We start from the raw sequence: 17600 nt of genomic DNA on the forward strand, positions 1-17600 counted from the left end.
GAGAGGTTTATTTAAAGACTTAAATTACAAGTGCTTTTATTTTTAGGTTAATAGATAATTAGCGTATAATATGCTGGTAGCTTGTAAAGTAATTAAATAAATAATAAGGATTATTATGTCTTCAAAAATTCAAGAATTAATTAAGCAAAAAGAAGAAATCGAAAAAGCAATCACAGAAGAGAAAACACGTCATAGAGTCGAGGGAATTGAAAAAGTAAAATCGATTATTGAAGAATATGACTTAGATATTAGTGATATTTTTCCGAATAGGGCTAGTAAGCCGAAGTTAGGCGGTAATTCCTCAAGTAAAGTGACCCCTAAATATCGCAATCCGGAAAACGGTCAAACCTGGACGGGAAGAGGTAAAGAGCCCCTTTGGATTGCAGGCAAAGATAGAAGTTTGTTTTTAATTTAATCAATACTACGAACGTACTTCAAAAATTAAGGCCTATTAATAATAGGCCTTAAATTTTTGATCCATATTGAATTAATTATGCTAAGCATCCATTGTGGCGATACGATCTTCGAAATAAGTGTAATTTAAATCAGGATGTGACTCATAATAATCATCTTCATATGCAATCAGGTGAGGGTGGTTCAAAATACAGTCTGGCGTGAGTAATACCTTCTTGTTTTTAAAGAGATAAGGTGCTAATAACTCACTATCTTCAACAGTTAATGCTTTCGAATCCTGATCCATTTCTATAAATTTTTTGTTAATTAATACAGGGATTTTCACTGTCTGAGTATTTTGACTCAAGAAAAAGATTAATAGCGTTTTCTCGATGGATGGTAGCCGGCTATCAATGAATATTACATTTGGCTTTAACTCTACTGCTAGCATCAAACCCTCAAGATAATTAAAACTTGTTTTCAGTTCAAATGGCTTTTTAAATCTAGATAATATAGACGATAGATTTTCGTGATCCTCTAAATTTCGGTGAAAACTTAATAAAGTATTTTCACTTTTAGATAAATGTTCAAATAGTTTTTGACGCTCATTTAACAAAGCTTGAAGGGATGCGACTAGTATTCTTCTGTGACCACCTCTGGTTTTCCAAGCTAATAACTCTCCTGATTCGACCATTTTTTGAACTGTACCGAGCGAAACGTTTAATAAAACTGCTGATTGTTTGGTACTAATATATTTTTTATTGAGGTTTTCATCTAATAATTGATTCATCTTTATCTTTAATTATCTTTGGTTGAAAATTTAAATATAACTATTTGATAAATTTAAATAAATCAGATATTTCTGAAAGATTTGTAAGATTTATCCTACAAATTGGCAAAAAGCATACTGGATGAAAGATGATGTACCCAAAGTCTTCTTCGCACCATTTTGAAAAGACAATTCAATCGATGTTTGATTAAATAGTTTAGAATTTCACACAACCACAATGTTTATTCATCAATTTAGAGTATGCTAAGTTGAGTAATACTCATGCGGTTGAGTTTTTTATCGCAATCTGCAAGTCGGTGGAGCCGAACTGCAGATGGTTTTTAACCCACTTCATTTCGGAATACCCGAGGAAAAGGTGAGCAACATGATGCAGTCTTATCAAGGTAATTCATACCTATTTGGTGGCAATGCCCCCTACGTAGAAGAGCTTTACGAAGCTTATTTATTAGATCCCAATTCTGTCGCCGATAATTGGCGTACCTATTTTGACTCCGTGCAACATTTGCCGGCAGTTGATGGGTCAGATGCAAAAGACGTGGCACATGCGCCTGTAATTGCATCCTTTGCTGAGAGATCTAAGCAAGGTCCAATTCGAACTGTTGACGATTCAGCCGATTCAGAAATGGGCCGTAAACGCGTTGCAGTTCAGCAATTAATTGCTACTTACCGAAATGTTGGTACCCGTTGGGCAGACTTAGATCCTCTCAAGCGTACCGAGCGTCCTAATATCCCTGAACTAGATCCTGCTTTTTATGGATTTAAAGACTCTGACATGGATATCGTATTTAATACGAGCAATACATTCTTTGGCAAAGATAAGATGACTTTGCGTGATTTGCTCGAAAATTTACGTCAAACTTATTGTGGTTCGATTGGCTCAGAGTATATGTATATTACTGACCAAAACATTAAAAAATGGTGGCAAGAAAAATTAGAGTCAATTCGCTCTAAGGCCAATTTTGACGCAAAGAAAAAAGTGAATATTTTGGATCGACTCACTGCAGCAGAGGGTCTTGAGCGCTATTTACATACTAAATATGTCGGCCAAAAGCGTTTCTCTCTAGAAGGCGGCGAGAGCTTTATTGTGCAGATGGACGAAATTTTGGACGCGGCTGGTCTCGCTGGTGTGCAAGAGATAGTGATTGGTATGGCCCATCGTGGTCGTTTAAATGTATTAGTGAATACATTAGGGAAAATGCCAACCGATTTGTTTGCCGAATTTGATCACACTGCACCAGAGGATTTACCTTCGGGCGATGTGAAATATCACCAAGGTTTCTCTAGCGATATTTCTACAGCTGGTGGTCCCGTTCATTTATCCTTAGCTTTTAATCCTTCTCATTTAGAGATCGTAAATCCGGTGGTAGAAGGATCGGTTCGAGCAAGGATGGATCGCCGCGGCGACACGACGGGTAGCCAAGTGTTGCCAGTCTTAGTTCACGGTGACGCTGCTATTGCTGGTCAAGGTGTTGTGCAAGAGACTTTAGCACTCTCAGAAGTTCGTGGTTATCACACCGGCGGTACGATTCATATAGTGATTAATAACCAAATCGGTTTTACTACTTCCGATCCACGCGACTTACGCTCTACTTTGTACTGTACTGACATTATGAAGACGATTGAGTCACCAATTTTGCACGTGAATGGTGATGATCCTGAAGCAGTTGTTCTGGCTACTCAATTGGCGGTTGAATACCGTACTAAGTTCAGAAAAGATGTCATGATCGATCTCATTTGTTTCCGTAAGTTAGGTCACAATGAACAAGACACGCCGTCAATGACACAACCATTGATGTATAAAAAAATTGCCGCGCATCCTGGCACGAGAAAACTATACGCTGATAAATTAGAAGCGCAAGGTGTTATTCCAGCAGGTGGTGGTGATGACATGGTTAAAAAATACCGTGCCGAGTTAGAAGCTGGTCAAAGAACATCCGATCCAGTATTAACGAACTTTAAAGGTAAATACGCAGTTGATTGGGCACCGTTTTTAAATCGAAAATGGACCGATAACGCAGAAACTGCCATTCCACTCACGGAATGGAAGCGTTTAGCTGAAAAAATTACAACTTTACCCGCTGGCTTTAAGGCGCATCCATTAGTCGAAACCGTTTTACGTAATCGTGGTGCGATGGGACGTGGCGAGATTGGTGTCGATTGGGGAATGGGCGAGCACATGGCTTTCGCTTCCTTGGTTGCTAGTGGTTATCCAATTCGTTTGTCCGGTGAGGATAGTGGTCGCGGCACATTTACGCATCGCCATTCTGTCATCCATGATCAAGATCGCGAAAAGTGGGATACAGGCACTTATATTCCTTTGCAACACGTTGTCGAAGGACAAGCTAACTTTACTGTAATTGATTCGATTTTGTCAGAAGAGGCTGTGTTAGGTTTTGAATATGGTTATTCTTCTGCAGAGCCTAATACTCTAACTATTTGGGAAGCACAATTTGGTGATTTTGCCAATGGTGCGCAGGTAGTAATCGATCAGTTTATCGCTTCTGGTGAAGTAAAGTGGGGCCGAGTAAATGGTTTAGTGATGATGTTGCCTCATGGTTATGAAGGTCAAGGTCCTGAGCATTCATCAGCTAGATTAGAGCGTTTCATGCAGTTGTGTGCGGATATGAACATGCAAGTTGTTCAACCGACTACGGCATCACAAATTTTCCATTTGTTACGCCGTCAGATGATTCGTCCATTCCGTAAGCCTTTGATCATTATGACGCCGAAGTCCTTGCTCAGGAACAAAGATGCAACTTCTGAAATTACTGAATTTACTAAAGGTGAATTCCATACCGTCATTCCAGAAAAAAATAAAGATGTAGTAGCCGCTAATGTTACAAGGATGATTATTTGTTCTGGTAAGGTATATTACGATTTGGTAAAAGCGCGCGAATCCAAAAAGTCTAAAGATGTTGCCATTATTCGTGTGGAACAGTTGTATCCATTCCCACATAAAGCATTTGCAGCTGAGATCAAAAAATATCCAAATTTAACTGAGTTAGTTTGGTGTCAAGATGAGCCTCAGAACCAAGGAGCATGGTTCTTTATTCAACATAATATTTTTGAAAATATGAGCGAAGGTCAAAAGCTTGGTTATGCGGGACGCCCAGCGTCAGCTTCTCCAGCTTGTGGATATTCACATCTTCATCAAGAACAACAAAAGTCTTTAGTTGATACGGCATTCGCCAAACTCAAAGGCGTCAACATCACTAAATAAGTAATATAAATTAATACTATAAGGATTATCAGCATGGCTACGTTTGATGTAAAAGTTCCTCAGTTGTCTGAGTCAGTTGCCGAAGCAACTTTATTACAGTGGAAGAAAAAACCGGGCGATATGGTTGCTCAAGATGAAATCTTGATCGAAATTGAAACGGATAAAGTTGTCTTAGAAGTACCAGCTCCATCAGCAGGTGTCTTGTCAGAAATTTTGATTGAAAGTGGTGGTTTAGTTGTTTCTGATCAAGTTATTGCAAAGATTGATAGCGATGCTAAAGCGGTGCCTGCATCTGCACCAACTGCCGCTTCTCCAGCTCTTCAAGCAGCAGCGCCAACGGCCGTTGTTGCACCATCTGGTTCTATTGCGATGCCGTCAGCTGCAAAAATTCTGGCTGAGAAAAACATTGCTGCAAATCAAGTTGCTGGCAGTGGTAAAGATGGTCGTATCACGAAAGCGGATGCTCTCGGTGCAGGTTCAGCGCCTGCACCCGTAGTTGCTCCAGTTGTTCAGAAACAGGCTTCTGCTCCGGCAGTGCAAGTACCGATGGGTGATCGTCCAGAAGAGCGTGTTCCAATGAGTCGCTTACGCGCAAGAATTGCACAGCGCCTGATCGAATCCCAGTCAACGAATGCCATCTTGACAACGTTTAATGAAGTCAATATGGCACCAGTCATTAGTATGCGTAACAAATATAAAGATATATTTGAAAAAGAGCATGGAGCAAAGTTAGGATTTATGTCTTTCTTTGTGAAAGCTGCAGTACATGCTTTGAAGAAATACCCAATCCTTAATGCTTCTGTTGATGGCAATGACATTGTGTACCACGGCTATTTTGACATCGGTATTGCAGTTGGTTCACCGCGTGGTTTGGTTGTGCCAATTTTGCGTAACTGTGATCAGATGAGTCTTGCTGAAATTGAGAAAAAAATCTCAGAATACGGTGCCAAAGCACGCGACGGTAAATTAACGCTGGAAGACTTAACTGGCGGAACATTCTCTATTTCAAACGGCGGTATTTTTGGTTCTATGCTGTCAACACCGATTATCAACCCACCTCAGTCAGCGATTTTGGGAATTCATGCAACCAAGGATCGTGCGGTCGTGGAAGATGGTCAAATTGTGATCCGTCCGATGAATTACTTGGCCTTGTCTTATGATCACCGCATTATTGATGGTCGTGAAGCGGTACTCGGTTTAGTTGCGATGAAAGAAGCGTTAGAAGATCCTTCACGCCTTTTACTCGAAATTTAATCACTGTTAAGAAAGTTTGCATATGAGTCAAGAATTTGACGTTTTAGTTATTGGTGCCGGTCCTGGTGGCTATATTGCTGCTATTCGTGCTGCTCAATTAGGTTTTAAAGTAGCATGTGCAGAAGGAAATGCATATGATGATCCCAAAGGTGAACCACGCTTGGGCGGTACTTGCTTGAACGTTGGTTGTATTCCTTCTAAGGCTTTACTCGCTTCTTCTGAAGAGTATGAGAATGTTGGTCACCACCTCGGGTCTCACGGTATTTCTGTGAAAGAACTGTCCCTTGATGTGACAAAGATGGTTGGACGCAAAAATGATATCGTCACCAAAATGACTGGTGGCGTTGCTTATTTGTTCAAGAAAAATAAAATTACTTTGCTCAAAGGTTATGCCTCTTTTAAGGCGAAAGAAGGTGATCGATATCAAGTCGAAATCACTGGCAAAGACGCGGGTCTTGTGAGTGCTAAGCAAGTCATCATTGCTACAGGTTCAAAAGCGCGTCACCTACCAGGCATTAAAGTTGATAACAAATTGATTTGTGACAATGAAGGTGGTTTACAGTTTGATGCGGTGCCTAAAAATTTAGGCGTTATTGGTGCCGGTGTGATTGGTCTTGAGCTCGGTTCTGTTTGGAGACGACTCGGCTCTGATGTAACAATTTTAGAAGCAATGCCAAGCTTCTTGGGCGCGTGTGACACAGGTGTTGCCAATGAAGCCAAAAAACTTTTCACGAAGCAAGGCCTCAAATTTAATTTAGGGGTGAAAATTGAGAGCGTGGTTGCTGGCAAAAACAATGTCAAGATTAGCTATGCCGATGATCAAGGTAATGCACAGTCGCTCGTGGTGGATCGCTTAATCGTTTCAGTAGGAAGAGTGCCGAATACGGAGAACTTAAACCTAGAAGCGATTGGTCTAAAAACGGATGAGCGTGGCTTTATTCCAGTTGATGATCATACCTGCGCGACAGCCGCTGCTGGTGTGTACGCAATTGGTGATGTGATTCGTGGTCCGATGCTTGCACACAAAGCAGAAGACGAAGGTGTGTTAGTCGCTGAAGTCATGGCTGGTCAAAAGCCACATATCGATTACAACTGTATTCCTTGGGTCATCTATACTTCTCCAGAAATTGCTTGGGTTGGTAAAACAGAACAACAATTGAAAGCAGAGGGTCGTGCTTATAAGCCAGGTCAATTCCCATTTGCTGCGAATGGCCGGGCTTTAGGGATGGGTGCAAGTGACGGTTTTGTGAAAATCTTAGCCGATGCGACGACAGATGAAATTTTAGGCGTGCATATTATTGCCTCAGCAGCTTCAGACTTAATTGCTGAAGCAGTTGTTGCGATGGAGTTTAAGGCTGCTGCGGAGGATATCGCTAGAGTTTGCCATCCTCATCCAAGTCTTTCAGAAGTGATGCGTGAAGCAGCTTTGGCAGCGACGGATAATCGTGCCTTGAATTTCTAAAAGTTGTATTAATGCGCGTTACAGATTTATATCACCAGTCTTTAGAAAAAAAAGGATATTCGAGCGATGCAGCCCAAGAGGCTGCAATTGCTCGTCTGCAGGTAGCTCAAGACGCATGGGAATCCTTTCCAGCAAAGAGTTCTGGTATTTTTGCTAAGTTTAGAAGCCAAAACAATCCTCCACCCAAGGGCGTTTATTTTTGGGGCGGGGTTGGGCGTGGAAAGTCCTTTATCATGGACTCCTTTTATGATGCCATCCAAATTCAGAAAAAAACTCGTCTGCATTTCCATGAGTTCATGCGGGAAGTGCATCGCGAACTCCAAGACTTAAGAGGGCATGCCGATCCACTTGAGATTTTAGGAAAAAAAATAGGTCAGAAATATAGTCTCATCTGCTTTGATGAGTTTCACGTCAGTGATATTGCGGATGCGATGATTCTGTATCGTTTGTTGGATGCATTATTCAAGAATAATGTGCAATTTATCATGACTTCCAATTACCGTCCGGATAAGCTTTATCCAGACGGCCTGCATCGAGACCGGATTTTACCTGCCATCCAATTATTAGAAGAAAAGCTCGACATCGTTAACGTAGACGCTGGAGTTGACTACAGAAAAGTCTTAATGGATCAAGTGCAAGTTTATTTATATCCTTTGAGTCCTGAAGTAGATCTTGAGTTAGTCAAAACCTTTGATAGTTTGGCGGGTGCCCACACTGATGAAGCAAAGGAGCTGCATATCGAAAATCGCGTTATTCCATGTAAACGCAGGGCTGGTGGAATTGCTTGGTTTGATTTTCAGACTTTATGTGGTGGACCTCGCTCGCAAAATGATTATTTAGAAATTGCCGAAATGTTTCATTCGGTCATCTTGAGTGATATCCCAATGATGACACCAAGGATGTCGAGTGAGGCAAGACGATTTACTTGGGTGATTGATGTCTTTTATGACCACAAAATTAAGTTAATTATGTCCGCAGAAGTAGAAGCACATGCTTTATATGTTGAAGGACAAATGGCTAATGAGTTTCATCGTACCGTTTCAAGAATTATTGAAATGCAGTCCAAAGAGTATTTAGCTGCACCTAGAAGAATTGTTGATACTTCTTTGACCTAATGCTTTAGCCGTTAGGGGGAATACTAACAATCCATAGTTCTATCTCATTGAAATTGATAAATTAATTTCTAAACTGCTGACAAAAGCACTTTATTTAGATAGTCTGATGGAACTTTAAATCATTGTTCGGTAATTTTCTTGCCAAGATTTGATGCAAAACCATTAAAATAAGTCAATGAACATTACAAATGCCGATTTACACTGCCATTCGGTAGTATCAGATGGCACTCTTTCTCCGGAAGATTTAGCAATCCGGGCGCAAACGAATGGCGTAGAGCTTTGGTCGCTCACCGATCACGATGTGATTGGTGGTCAAGCACGGGCTCAAAAGGCAGCAATTGATCTGGGTATGAAGTATGTTAGCGGTGTTGAAATCTCGGTGAGTTGGATGGATCAAACCATTCATATTGTTGGCCTAGGAATTAATCCTGAGCATGAAGGCTTGGTGGCCGGCTTACTGCAAACAAGGGACGGCAGAGTAGCGCGTGGCAAGTTAATGGCTGATCAACTTGCAAAAGTCGGTGTGCCTGATGCTTACGAAGGGGCGATGCAATTTTGTGGCAATCCAGAGTTATTATCCCGTACTCATTTTGCGCGGTTTTTAGTTGATCAAGAGGTTTGTAAGGATATCGAAGAGGTGTTTACCAGATTTTTGACACCTGGTAAGCCTGGTTATGTTGAGCATGCTTGGGCTACTTTACGAGAGGCTGTTACTTGGATTACAACGGCTGGGGGGGTGGCCGTGATTGCCCATCCTGGACGGTACCGACTCACTGAATTACAAAAAGATGAGATGTATAAATCATTTAAAGAGTTTGGTGGTCAAGGAATTGAGGTCGTTACGGGGAGTCATGCCCCCTATCAATATCATGAGTATGAAAAAGTAGCTTTACGCTATGGATTTTATGCTTCTAGGGGTTCTGATTTTCATTCACCAGATGAGAGTCACACAGATTTAGGTACACTTCCAATGTTACCTACTTCATTAAAACCAGTTTGGTCATTATTCAACTTTAATTAATTATGTTTGCTGAACGCGTTATTTCTGGAATGCGCCCGACGGGCTCCTTGCACCTTGGTCATTATCACGGGGTTCTTAAAAATTGGATTCGTTTGCAATCCGAATATCCCTGCTTTTTCTTTGTAGCAGATTGGCATGCTTTAACCACGCATTACGACAGTCCAGAGATTATTGAAGCTTCAGTTTGGGATATGGTAGTTGACTGGCTTGCAGCCGGCGTTGACCCAACCCAAAGCACCTTATTTATTCAAAGCCGTGTGCCTGAACATGCGGAATTGTTCTTACTCCTCTCGATGGGCACTCCTTTGGGATGGTTAGAGCGGGTGCCAACCTATAAAGATCAGATCGAAAAACTCAAAGAAAAAGATTTACAGACCTATGGCTTTTTAGGTTATCCCTTGTTACAAGCGGCCGATATTTTAATGTACCGTGCCCAGCAGGTTCCCGTTGGCGAAGATCAAATCCCTCACGTAGAAATGACGCGTGAAGTTGCTAGACGTTTTAACCATCTCTACGGACGTGAAGCTGGTTTCGAAGAAAAGGCGATGATCGCCGCTAAAAAGCTCAGCGGTAAAAGAACCAAACTTTATCTAGAAGCTAGAACTGCTTTTCAGGAGAAGGGCGATCAAGAAGCCCTTGAAACAGCCAAAGCCATTGTGCATGAAGATCAAAGTTTATCGATGGGTGATCGTGAAAGATTGTTTGGCTATCTTGAAGGTTCCAGAAGAATTATCCTGGTTGAACCACAGGCCTTACTAACGCCAGCATCCAAAATGCCTGGCCTAGATGGTCAAAAGATGTCTAAATCGTATCAAAATACAATCTCTATGCGGGAAAGCGAAGAGTCTATCACTAAAAAAGTGAAGACGATGCCCACCGATCCAGCGCGCGTAAGAAGAACCGATCCAGGAAATCCAAAGCATTGTCCAGTTTGGCAATTGCACGAAGTCTACTCGGAAGAGACGACCAAAGCTTGGGTGCAAAGTGGTTGTCAGAGTGCGGGTATTGGTTGTATTGAATGTAAAGAGCCTTTAATAAAAAGTATTTTAGTAGAGCAGCAACCCATGCTAGAAAGAGCTCAAAAGTATTTGGATGATCCTAGTTTGTTAAGGGCAATTATTGCGGATGGTTGTGATAATGCTCGTAAAGTTGCACAAGAAACGATGCGAGATGTGCGCGAGGCGATGGGTCTTGATTACTCATAGTAGTGTTGCTCCTTCAGATTGGGTGAAGAGGTTTATTTCTTTAATTCCTAAAACTGAGCAAGGTTTTGTTCTAGATTTGGCTTGTGGTAGTGGGCGTCATAGCAAGTTAGCTTTGGAGTTAGGTTATCAAGTCCTTGCAATCGATTTAAACACCAGCCCAATCTTAGAGCTGAAGCACTCCTTACCTATTCATTTGCAAAATCACCTACACGTTCTTGAGCTAGATTTAGAACAGGCTGATTTTCCGTTACTACCAGATGCATATCCAATTGATGGCATCATGGTGACAAACTATCTTTATCGTCCGCATATCCAACAGTTACTCGACCTAATATTACCTAGCGGTGTCATCATTTATGAAACTTTTGCGTTAGGTAATGAACGGTTCGGTAAGCCTTCCAATCCTGCATTTTTGTTACAAAAGGATGAGTTGTGGCAATATATGCAAGCACGGAGTGATTATTCGGTCGTTTCTTTTGAGCAGGGTTATTTGGAAAGGCCAAAACCTGCAATGATTCAAAGGATTTGTGCTGTAAAGCAAAACCTCATTGGGCTACAATTACAAAATGAATATTAAAGAACTTTATCCAAATTTACCTATCTTAGGTAGTATTGTTGCCATCGCCACGCCAATGTTGGCCGATGGTAAATTAGATTTGCCAAGTCTGAAGTCTTTACTTGACTGGCATGTTGAGCAAGGTACTCACGGTATTGTGATTGTTGGCACCTCTGGAGAGTCACCCACGGTCAATGTTGAGGAACATAGTGAACTTATTAAAGTAGCAGTTGAGCATATTGCTGGGCGCATACCTGTCATTGCAGGAACTGGCGGAAATTCCACTTTAGAAGCAATTGAATTGACTGCTTTTGCGAAAAGCGTTGGGGCTGATGCTTCCTTACAGGTAGTTCCTTACTACAACAAACCCACTCAAGAAGGAATGTATCAACACTTCAAAACGATTGCAGAAAAAGTCGATTTACCAGTGATTTTGTATAACGTGCCTGGCAGAACTGTAGCCGATATGAGTAATGCGACGATTTTAAGATTGGCGCAAGTTCCTGGAATCAATGGCTTAAAAGATGCAACTGGAAATTTAGAAAGAGTCTGTGATTTAATCAACGCTTTAAAGCGCCAAGGGAGCGATCATTTCGCGGTCTTCTCAGGCGATGATTTAACTGCCATCTTTTTAATGTTGATGGGTGGTCATGGTAATATTTCTGTAACCGCCAATATTGCCCCAAAGGAAATGTCTTTATTGTGTGAAGCGGCGATTCAAGGCGATTTAATAACGGCTAAAGCTATTCACTTAAAGTTGTTAAAACTACATCAATTAATGTTTGTTGAACCCAATCCAATCCCTGTCAAATGGGCGTTACATGAAATGGGTAAAATAGATTCAGGTATTCGTCTGCCTTTATTGCCGATGTCTGTTTCATTAAGAGAGAATCTTAAAAACGAACTAATTCAAGTAGGATTAATTAAAGCTGATTAAACTCAGTTTCGATCGAACTTGTCATGTTTTAAAGAAATCGTATCAATAATTAATACTCGCAAACTATGAAAAGAGAATTTTTAATGCGTATTACAAAGTACCCCCAATTTGGCTTACTAGTTTTAGCCTTGTTAACTATCACTGCTTGTACCACGTCATTCACCAATGAATCAATTGACTATAAATCGCAAGGTGAAAAGAAAACGCCTAATTTAAGTGTTCCACCAGATTTATCAATGCCGAATATGGATAAAAGATACGGCGTTTCTGATGGCGTAGCTACTTTATCGCAGTACAACTCCTCCACGACTAAGGGTAAAGAAGTCGTCAATAAAAATACCGTAACGCCTGAACAAGCTGGCTTTAAGATTGAACGAGAGGGTAACCGTCGTTGGATCGTCGCACAAAAGTCAAGCGCTGAGCTCTATCCGAAAATCAAAAGCTTTTGGGAAGATACTGGTTTTTTATTAGCAACTGACTCGCCTAACACTGGCATCATGGAAACGGACTGGGCTGAAAACAGAGCAAATATTCCAGACGACATGGTCCGTCGATTTTTAGGTAAGAATTTGGAGACGATTTACTCTACTGGTGAGCGGGATAAATTTAGAACTCGTTTAGAAAAATCACCCAAAGGAGAAACAGAAATCTACATCTCTCACAAAGGGGCCAAAGAAGAGTTAACAGGCGCTGATAAAAATACGACAATGTGGACAGCTAGACCTTCAGATCCTGAACTAGAGGCAGAGTTGTTAACCAGAATGTTAGTTTATCTTGGTGCGAGTAATGAAACGGCAAAAACAGCAGTCAAAACTGCCAGCGATACAAGTAAAGCCCGTGTAGCAAGAATACAAACAATTGATCAAGTCGATACACTCGTTATCGCTCAAGGTTTTGATCGTGCTTGGCGTGAAGTCGGTTTAGGTTTAGATCGTTCTAATTTCTCGGTAGAGGACCGCGATCGCTCAAAGGGTATCTTTTATGTCCGTTATGTGAGGTCTAATCTTGATCCTGTGAAAAAAGAAGGTTGGTTTTCTAGCTTGTTCAGCCCATCAAAAGAAGACGAGTTGAAAAAAGCTAAAAAATATCAAGTCATTGTGAAATCAGTGGATAACACTTCTACTAAAGTTATAGTGCTTGATGAACTTGGAAAAGCTACCACACCGGAAGTTGCCAAACCTATCCTAACGATTTTAGATCAACAGGTGGCAATATAAGAAGCGAGTTCCTTTAGATATTTGTCTAGTGAATTGTCTAGTGAAACTTCTGTTACATTATAATAAGCACTAAGTCAAATATAAAAGGCATAAAAATTTAATGGCAATTAAAGTATTAATGGTTGATGATTTTCAGATACTGATTTGGGGCATTGAGAATCTCATAAAAACTGATTCTAATATTGAGTTGGTGGGTGTCGTTAATACCCATCAACAAGCCTTGGAAGAAATTTATACGAAAAATCCAGATGTGGTTTTAATTAATTCTGCCATGTTGGAAGGTGATTCGATTGAACTCATTGCCCAAATCTTAAACATTTCTCAGACTAATATTTTGGTTATTTCTGGTGCTGAAGAGGGTGAACTACACGATCAAGTGGTTATTAAAGGTGCAAGAGGAATTATTGGCAGAAATGATTCAGCTCAAACCTTGTTAAAGGCGATTGACAGGATCAATGCTGGAGAAATTTGGGTCAACCGTAATGCAACTTCTCGAATTCTTTTAGAAATTGCTAAAGCTAGCTCTCCTAAAGTTAAAACTGAGGAACAACTCAAATTAGAGTCTCTCACCAAAAAAGAACATAAAATCATTGAAGCAATCATTGTTAGTTCTGATAAGAGCTACAAGGTAATTGCCAGTGAACTACACATATCTGAACATACCTTAAGAAATCATTTAGCTGCAATCTATGGCAAGGTGGGAGTCAAAAGTCGTATGGAACTCTATGTATTTTGTTTAGAGCATTTAAAAAGTGCCTAAATCCAGCAATAAACAAAAGAGATTATAAGCAACTTTACCAAACGCCACTGCTAAGCTAGTGGCGTTTTGCTTTAATGGTTCCAATTTAAGATAAAATTGCTAATGATGAATGCTTTTGCATCGATTGGATTTGTGGAAGTATCGTTTTAATGATTAGTTTGAATGATCAAATCAGAGAAGTTGTAGGTTCAGAAAATTAGTTGATTTAAGCGCTGAGCAAACAATGACATCACGTTGATTTTACAAGATAAGTTGTAGATGTTTTTCAGTCTTTTTATGTTATGAAAATACAAAAAAGTCTAAAATTTTTAATTAATTTTTTTTGAAAAAAAGTACTAAAATTTCGAACTAAATAGATTTATAGTACAAATATACTATTTTTTAAATTGGATGTAAACCTTGATTTCAATTGACTCTGACATGATGTTGAATTCAAATTTTAAACTACTGATTAATAAAATCTCGTGGATTCAAGTTACGGAGCGAGATGCCTTTTTAGAACAGTCAAAACTCATGGAGAAATTTTTCGTTAACGGCGAAAGTTCAAAAACTGATGTTTTAGAGTCATTAGCTGCTTATCGAATTTCTATGTCAAAAATTATTGATATTGAATATAACCTAGAAAACGCTCGTCGAAAACAGGTTGATATAATTGGTTATCCGGCAACTATACAAGAAATAACCCCAATTGATCGTCGGTTTCAAGCTTTGCCAATGTCATTCAAAAGCTTTACAGAACGGCGGGACGTGACGATGTTAAATAGCTCTCAAATTAAGGCTCAAGCTTTCCAAACTGAAGTGGCGTTGAGGGAGTATGAGAAAGCAGTTGCGGGTAAATATCCAGTGGTAAATTTAGTTGGTACACTTTCGAGTCAAACTTCAGCTACATTAACTTCTATCGGCCTTGGTTACAATCAAAACTACATCGGTATCCAAGTAACAGTTCCGATTTATACGGGTGGTGAAAGTGACGCGAGAATTGCACAAACTTACGCAGCCTATGAAAAAGCGAAGGCAGATTTTGATGCGACGCGAGATCAAACGATTACCGAATTAAAAAAACAATACGATATAGTCCAAACAAGTATTGAAAAGATTAAAGCTATTAGCCAAGCGGTCGACTCTTCTACAGAGTTAGTCAAGGCGATGCAAAAAAGCGTTCAATTTGGAGAAAGAGCGAACGTGGATCTATTGAATGCGCAAAAGTCACTTTCTAACAATAATCGTGACCTCGCCCAAGCCAAATATAATTATCTCATTGCGTTTCTTAAAATGGGTCAATTGAGTGGTACGCTTGACTTAGATCGTTTTACGCAAATCACCAAGTATTTTGAAGATCCAACAAAACCACCAGTTCGGATTGCCGTCTTTAAAAAGGAAGAACCGAGTGAGAATAAATTTAATATTGTTGAGAACTTTAACCTTGACAGGAAAGTGACAGAATATGGCACAGCTCCATCAGTAGCTTCAACGATTGTTACACCACCCACTGTCAAGGAATCTCCTGGAACTTATAAAAGTATGGTTACTTTAGAAGAGCCTAAAGTACCTATGGCACCTATAGCGTCCAAAGATTCCGTTAATCTACGACCAAATAAATCAAGCTTATCAGCTAAGCAAGATGTTGCTATACCTGATGCGAATAGTCCCAAATCAATCAGTGCCAAAGCTAAAAACACGAAACCAACGCCACTCAAACCGCCTTTACCAGATCCTGAAGTCGCAAACATGGTTTATATCCCGGATCCAGTCCGTTACCGTGTGTTCACTAGCGATCCCTTACCAACACCTAAAGTTGTAGTTGAACCAGTTAACTCGAAATATTCTGCTGTCAAAACAACTCCAGAAGTGGTTGAACCTACGAAAGTAAGTGCTGCAGTGGTGGAGACTAAGCCTATCAAACCCATCCCAAAGAAAACGATTGATATTATTCCGATAGATCAGATTCCCTAATCTAAACTGAAACACGAAGCTAAAACACTAAGCTAAAAAAGCTAAAGTAAAACAGAAACAAATGGACGAAAAAAAAACCGCATAAGCGGCTTTTTTTGCAAACAAAGTAACGAATTACTTAGCAGCAGGGGCAGCAGCTGGAGCTTCAGCAGCTTTAACAGCTTCAGCAGCATCTTTAGCAGCTTCTGCAGGAGCAGCAGCTGGAGCTTCAGCAGCAGGTGCTGGAGCTGGTTCAGCTGGCTTTTCTGTTTTGCTGCAAGCAGCGATTGATAAAGCAAATAATGTAGCTAATAATAGTGACTTGTTCATTTGAATAATCCTTTAAAATTTTTTAAAAATACAATAATTACCGGTAATTAATGTTGGAATTAAATTTTAATCCAATCTGAATTATAGCTAAAAGTTATTTCATTACTGTCATAAGCGTTAATTAAGGGCAATTTGGTTTTAAGGGATTAAAAATTCACTCACCTGGAGCATAGGCACCTAACTCAAACCAACCATCTAAATATCCCTCATAGACGGGTTCAAACATGGAGGCATAAGACAAAAATCTGCGACACTGTTTGGGCGCAAAGCCTCTTTGATGGGCAAACAGTAGCCATGATTCAAACGCATCTGATTTTTTGTCTAAATATGTCAGTAAGGCACCATTACAAAATAAATAGTCACCACTGATATTGAGTCTCGTTTGTGGGTGCACTACTAGACCTTCTTGGACGATGATTTTTCTGAACTGTGCTTCGCTTAAAGGTTCAAACGGCGGTGAGAAGACTACCGTAGGCTTTGGTTCACTCAAAATTTCGCCTAAAGTGAATTCCAGCAACTCTTCTAACTCTTGACCGTGCCATGGCAGTTCGTGAAAACGGTGCTTCACCGACTGAATGACGGGGGAAGGGATTTTGGCAGGGCGATCACTGGCTACTTGGCCTGCATCGGTTAATAGGTCAGACAGACTTAGATCATCTTCTAGTTGATCGGCTAAACGCCACAGCGTCTCTTGAATCAGCTCACGATAACTAGGTGCTCTAAAGCCTACTGACCAAGTTTGTGTGCCAGGATCAAGCGCTACACCGTTGTGTGCCACTTGTGGTGGCAAATAAAGCATATCGCCCGGCTCAAGGACCCACTCATCGGTGGGGTTGAAGTTTTCGAGTATTTTTAATGGCAAATCTTCGATAAATCGTTTATCGGGATTGCTCTGAATCTCCCACTTACGGCGACCTGACATTTGGATCAAGAAGACATCGTAAGAATCCAGGTGAGGACCAACTCCACCACCAGGACCGGCAATACTAATCATTAAATCGTCCAGACGATAATCTGGAATAAAGCGAAACCAAGACAACACTTTTGCCGCTGCAGGGTGCCAGCCTTCCATCCCCTGAATCAGCATCGTCCAGTTTTTTTCCGTAATTTTAGGAATTCCTCTGGCAGATTGTGGTCCGTGCTTGAGTCGCCAAGGATGACTTTGAATGACTCTAGATTCGACCAATTCGTGCTTGGCTAAATCATTCAGTTCAGCTGCGCTAATGGGGCTCTCAAGCCCTTTAGACATACCAAAAGCGGGAATTGCACCGCGCACTAATAAGGGTTTTTTTTGCCAGTAATCACGCATGAATTCACTTGGACTTAAATTGCCAAGTAAAGCCCACGGATCACGAAGGGGCATTGGAAAAGGTGGAGTTGGGGGAGTGTAAATTAGTTTCAAGTAAAA

General features: G+C 40.6%; 15 protein-coding genes. 12 read left to right on the forward strand and 3 right to left on the reverse strand.

Going from position 1 to position 17600, the window contains the following annotated elements:
- Nucleotides 1-115: 115 nt before the first annotated feature.
- The gene (locus AOC35_RS01435; protein ID WP_108645429.1) at nt 116-415 is read left to right on the forward strand and encodes an H-NS histone family protein; all 300 of its coding nucleotides are present in this window, start codon (nt 116-118) and stop codon (nt 413-415) included.
- A gap of 81 nt (nt 416-496) precedes the next feature.
- Here AOC35_RS01435 and AOC35_RS01440 read toward each other — a convergent pair whose 3' ends face one another.
- Nucleotides 497-1183: a helix-turn-helix domain-containing protein gene (locus tag AOC35_RS01440; protein ID WP_108645430.1), complete on the reverse strand. Its 687-nt coding sequence runs from the start codon at nt 1181-1183 to the stop codon at nt 497-499.
- A 364-nt stretch (nt 1184-1547) separates the two neighbouring features.
- Between AOC35_RS01440 and AOC35_RS01445 the strand changes: the two genes are divergently transcribed.
- From AOC35_RS01445 to AOC35_RS01495, 11 genes are all read left to right on the forward strand, one after another.
- Nucleotides 1548-4403 (forward strand): 2-oxoglutarate dehydrogenase E1 component, encoded by a 2856-nt coding sequence (locus AOC35_RS01445; RefSeq protein ID WP_211307459.1) that lies wholly within the window; start codon nt 1548-1550, stop codon nt 4401-4403.
- A 33-nt stretch (nt 4404-4436) separates the two neighbouring features.
- Nucleotides 4437-5657 (forward strand): 2-oxoglutarate dehydrogenase complex dihydrolipoyllysine-residue succinyltransferase, encoded by a 1221-nt coding sequence (odhB, locus tag AOC35_RS01450; protein ID WP_108645432.1) that lies wholly within the window; start codon nt 4437-4439, stop codon nt 5655-5657.
- Between the two features lie 22 nt (nt 5658-5679).
- The gene (lpdA, locus tag AOC35_RS01455; protein WP_108645433.1) at nt 5680-7119 is read left to right on the forward strand and encodes a dihydrolipoyl dehydrogenase; all 1440 of its coding nucleotides are present in this window, start codon (nt 5680-5682) and stop codon (nt 7117-7119) included.
- An 11-nt stretch (nt 7120-7130) separates the two neighbouring features.
- The gene (zapE, locus tag AOC35_RS01460) at nt 7131-8234 is read left to right on the forward strand and encodes a cell division protein ZapE (RefSeq protein ID WP_108645434.1); all 1104 of its coding nucleotides are present in this window, start codon (nt 7131-7133) and stop codon (nt 8232-8234) included.
- A 175-nt stretch (nt 8235-8409) separates the two neighbouring features.
- Nucleotides 8410-9255: a 3',5'-nucleoside bisphosphate phosphatase gene (locus AOC35_RS01465; RefSeq protein ID WP_108645435.1), complete on the forward strand. Its 846-nt coding sequence runs from the start codon at nt 8410-8412 to the stop codon at nt 9253-9255.
- A 2-nt stretch (nt 9256-9257) separates the two neighbouring features.
- Entirely contained in the window at nt 9258-10460 is a 1203-nt protein-coding gene (locus tag AOC35_RS01470) for a tryptophan--tRNA ligase (protein ID WP_108645436.1), read from the forward strand.
- Entirely contained in the window at nt 10447-11037 is a 591-nt protein-coding gene (locus AOC35_RS01475; protein WP_245898393.1) for a class I SAM-dependent methyltransferase, read from the forward strand. The genes AOC35_RS01470 and AOC35_RS01475 overlap by 14 nt, the downstream gene beginning before the upstream one ends.
- Nucleotides 11027-11953 (forward strand): 4-hydroxy-tetrahydrodipicolinate synthase, encoded by a 927-nt coding sequence (dapA, locus tag AOC35_RS01480; RefSeq protein ID WP_108645438.1) that lies wholly within the window; start codon nt 11027-11029, stop codon nt 11951-11953. The genes AOC35_RS01475 and dapA overlap by 11 nt, the downstream gene beginning before the upstream one ends.
- A gap of 65 nt (nt 11954-12018) precedes the next feature.
- Nucleotides 12019-13170, forward strand: a complete 1152-nt coding sequence (bamC, locus tag AOC35_RS01485; protein ID WP_108645439.1) for an outer membrane protein assembly factor BamC — start codon at nt 12019-12021, stop codon at nt 13168-13170.
- Nucleotides 13171-13270: 100 nt separating this feature from the next.
- Nucleotides 13271-13930 (forward strand): response regulator transcription factor, encoded by a 660-nt coding sequence (locus AOC35_RS01490; protein ID WP_108645440.1) that lies wholly within the window; start codon nt 13271-13273, stop codon nt 13928-13930.
- Between the two features lie 423 nt (nt 13931-14353).
- Nucleotides 14354-15883 carry a TolC family protein gene (locus tag AOC35_RS01495; RefSeq protein ID WP_159077428.1) on the forward strand — a complete coding sequence of 510 codons (1530 nt, stop codon included), beginning with the start codon at nt 14354-14356 and terminating at the stop codon, nt 15881-15883.
- Nucleotides 15884-15997: 114 nt separating this feature from the next.
- On the opposite strand, the gene AOC35_RS01500 is transcribed toward AOC35_RS01495, so the two are convergent.
- Nucleotides 15998-16192, reverse strand: a complete 195-nt coding sequence (locus AOC35_RS01500) for a hypothetical protein (RefSeq protein ID WP_108645442.1) — start codon at nt 16190-16192, stop codon at nt 15998-16000.
- A gap of 154 nt (nt 16193-16346) precedes the next feature.
- Nucleotides 16347-17594, reverse strand: a complete 1248-nt coding sequence (locus AOC35_RS01505; RefSeq protein WP_245898394.1) for a cupin domain-containing protein — start codon at nt 17592-17594, stop codon at nt 16347-16349.
- Nucleotides 17595-17600: the final 6 nt, after the last annotated feature.

The sequence above is a fragment of the Polynucleobacter rarus genome, assembly GCF_003072505.1.
In the GTDB taxonomy this organism is placed as follows: Bacteria; Pseudomonadota; Gammaproteobacteria; order Burkholderiales; family Burkholderiaceae; genus Polynucleobacter; species Polynucleobacter rarus.

Excerpts from the sequence above, each read along its gene's own strand:
- AOC35_RS01435 (WP_108645429.1), top strand. The coding sequence starts at position 116 with ATGTCTTCAAAAATTCAAGAATTAATTAAGCAAAAAGAAGAAATCGAA.
- AOC35_RS01440 (WP_108645430.1), bottom strand. The coding sequence starts at position 1,183 with ATGAATCAATTATTAGATGAAAACCTCAATAAAAAATATATTAGTACC.
- AOC35_RS01445 (WP_211307459.1), top strand. The coding sequence starts at position 1,548 with ATGATGCAGTCTTATCAAGGTAATTCATACCTATTTGGTGGCAATGCC.
- odhB (WP_108645432.1), top strand. The coding sequence starts at position 4,437 with ATGGCTACGTTTGATGTAAAAGTTCCTCAGTTGTCTGAGTCAGTTGCC.
- lpdA (WP_108645433.1), top strand. The coding sequence starts at position 5,680 with ATGAGTCAAGAATTTGACGTTTTAGTTATTGGTGCCGGTCCTGGTGGC.
- zapE (WP_108645434.1), top strand. The coding sequence starts at position 7,131 with ATGCGCGTTACAGATTTATATCACCAGTCTTTAGAAAAAAAAGGATAT.
- AOC35_RS01465 (WP_108645435.1), top strand. The coding sequence starts at position 8,410 with ATGAACATTACAAATGCCGATTTACACTGCCATTCGGTAGTATCAGAT.
- AOC35_RS01470 (WP_108645436.1), top strand. The coding sequence starts at position 9,258 with ATGTTTGCTGAACGCGTTATTTCTGGAATGCGCCCGACGGGCTCCTTG.
- dapA (WP_108645438.1), top strand. The coding sequence starts at position 11,027 with ATGAATATTAAAGAACTTTATCCAAATTTACCTATCTTAGGTAGTATT.
- bamC (WP_108645439.1), top strand. The coding sequence starts at position 12,019 with ATGAAAAGAGAATTTTTAATGCGTATTACAAAGTACCCCCAATTTGGC.
- AOC35_RS01490 (WP_108645440.1), top strand. The coding sequence starts at position 13,271 with ATGGCAATTAAAGTATTAATGGTTGATGATTTTCAGATACTGATTTGG.
- AOC35_RS01495 (WP_159077428.1), top strand. The coding sequence starts at position 14,354 with ATGTTGAATTCAAATTTTAAACTACTGATTAATAAAATCTCGTGGATT.
- AOC35_RS01500 (WP_108645442.1), bottom strand. The coding sequence starts at position 16,192 with ATGAACAAGTCACTATTATTAGCTACATTATTTGCTTTATCAATCGCT.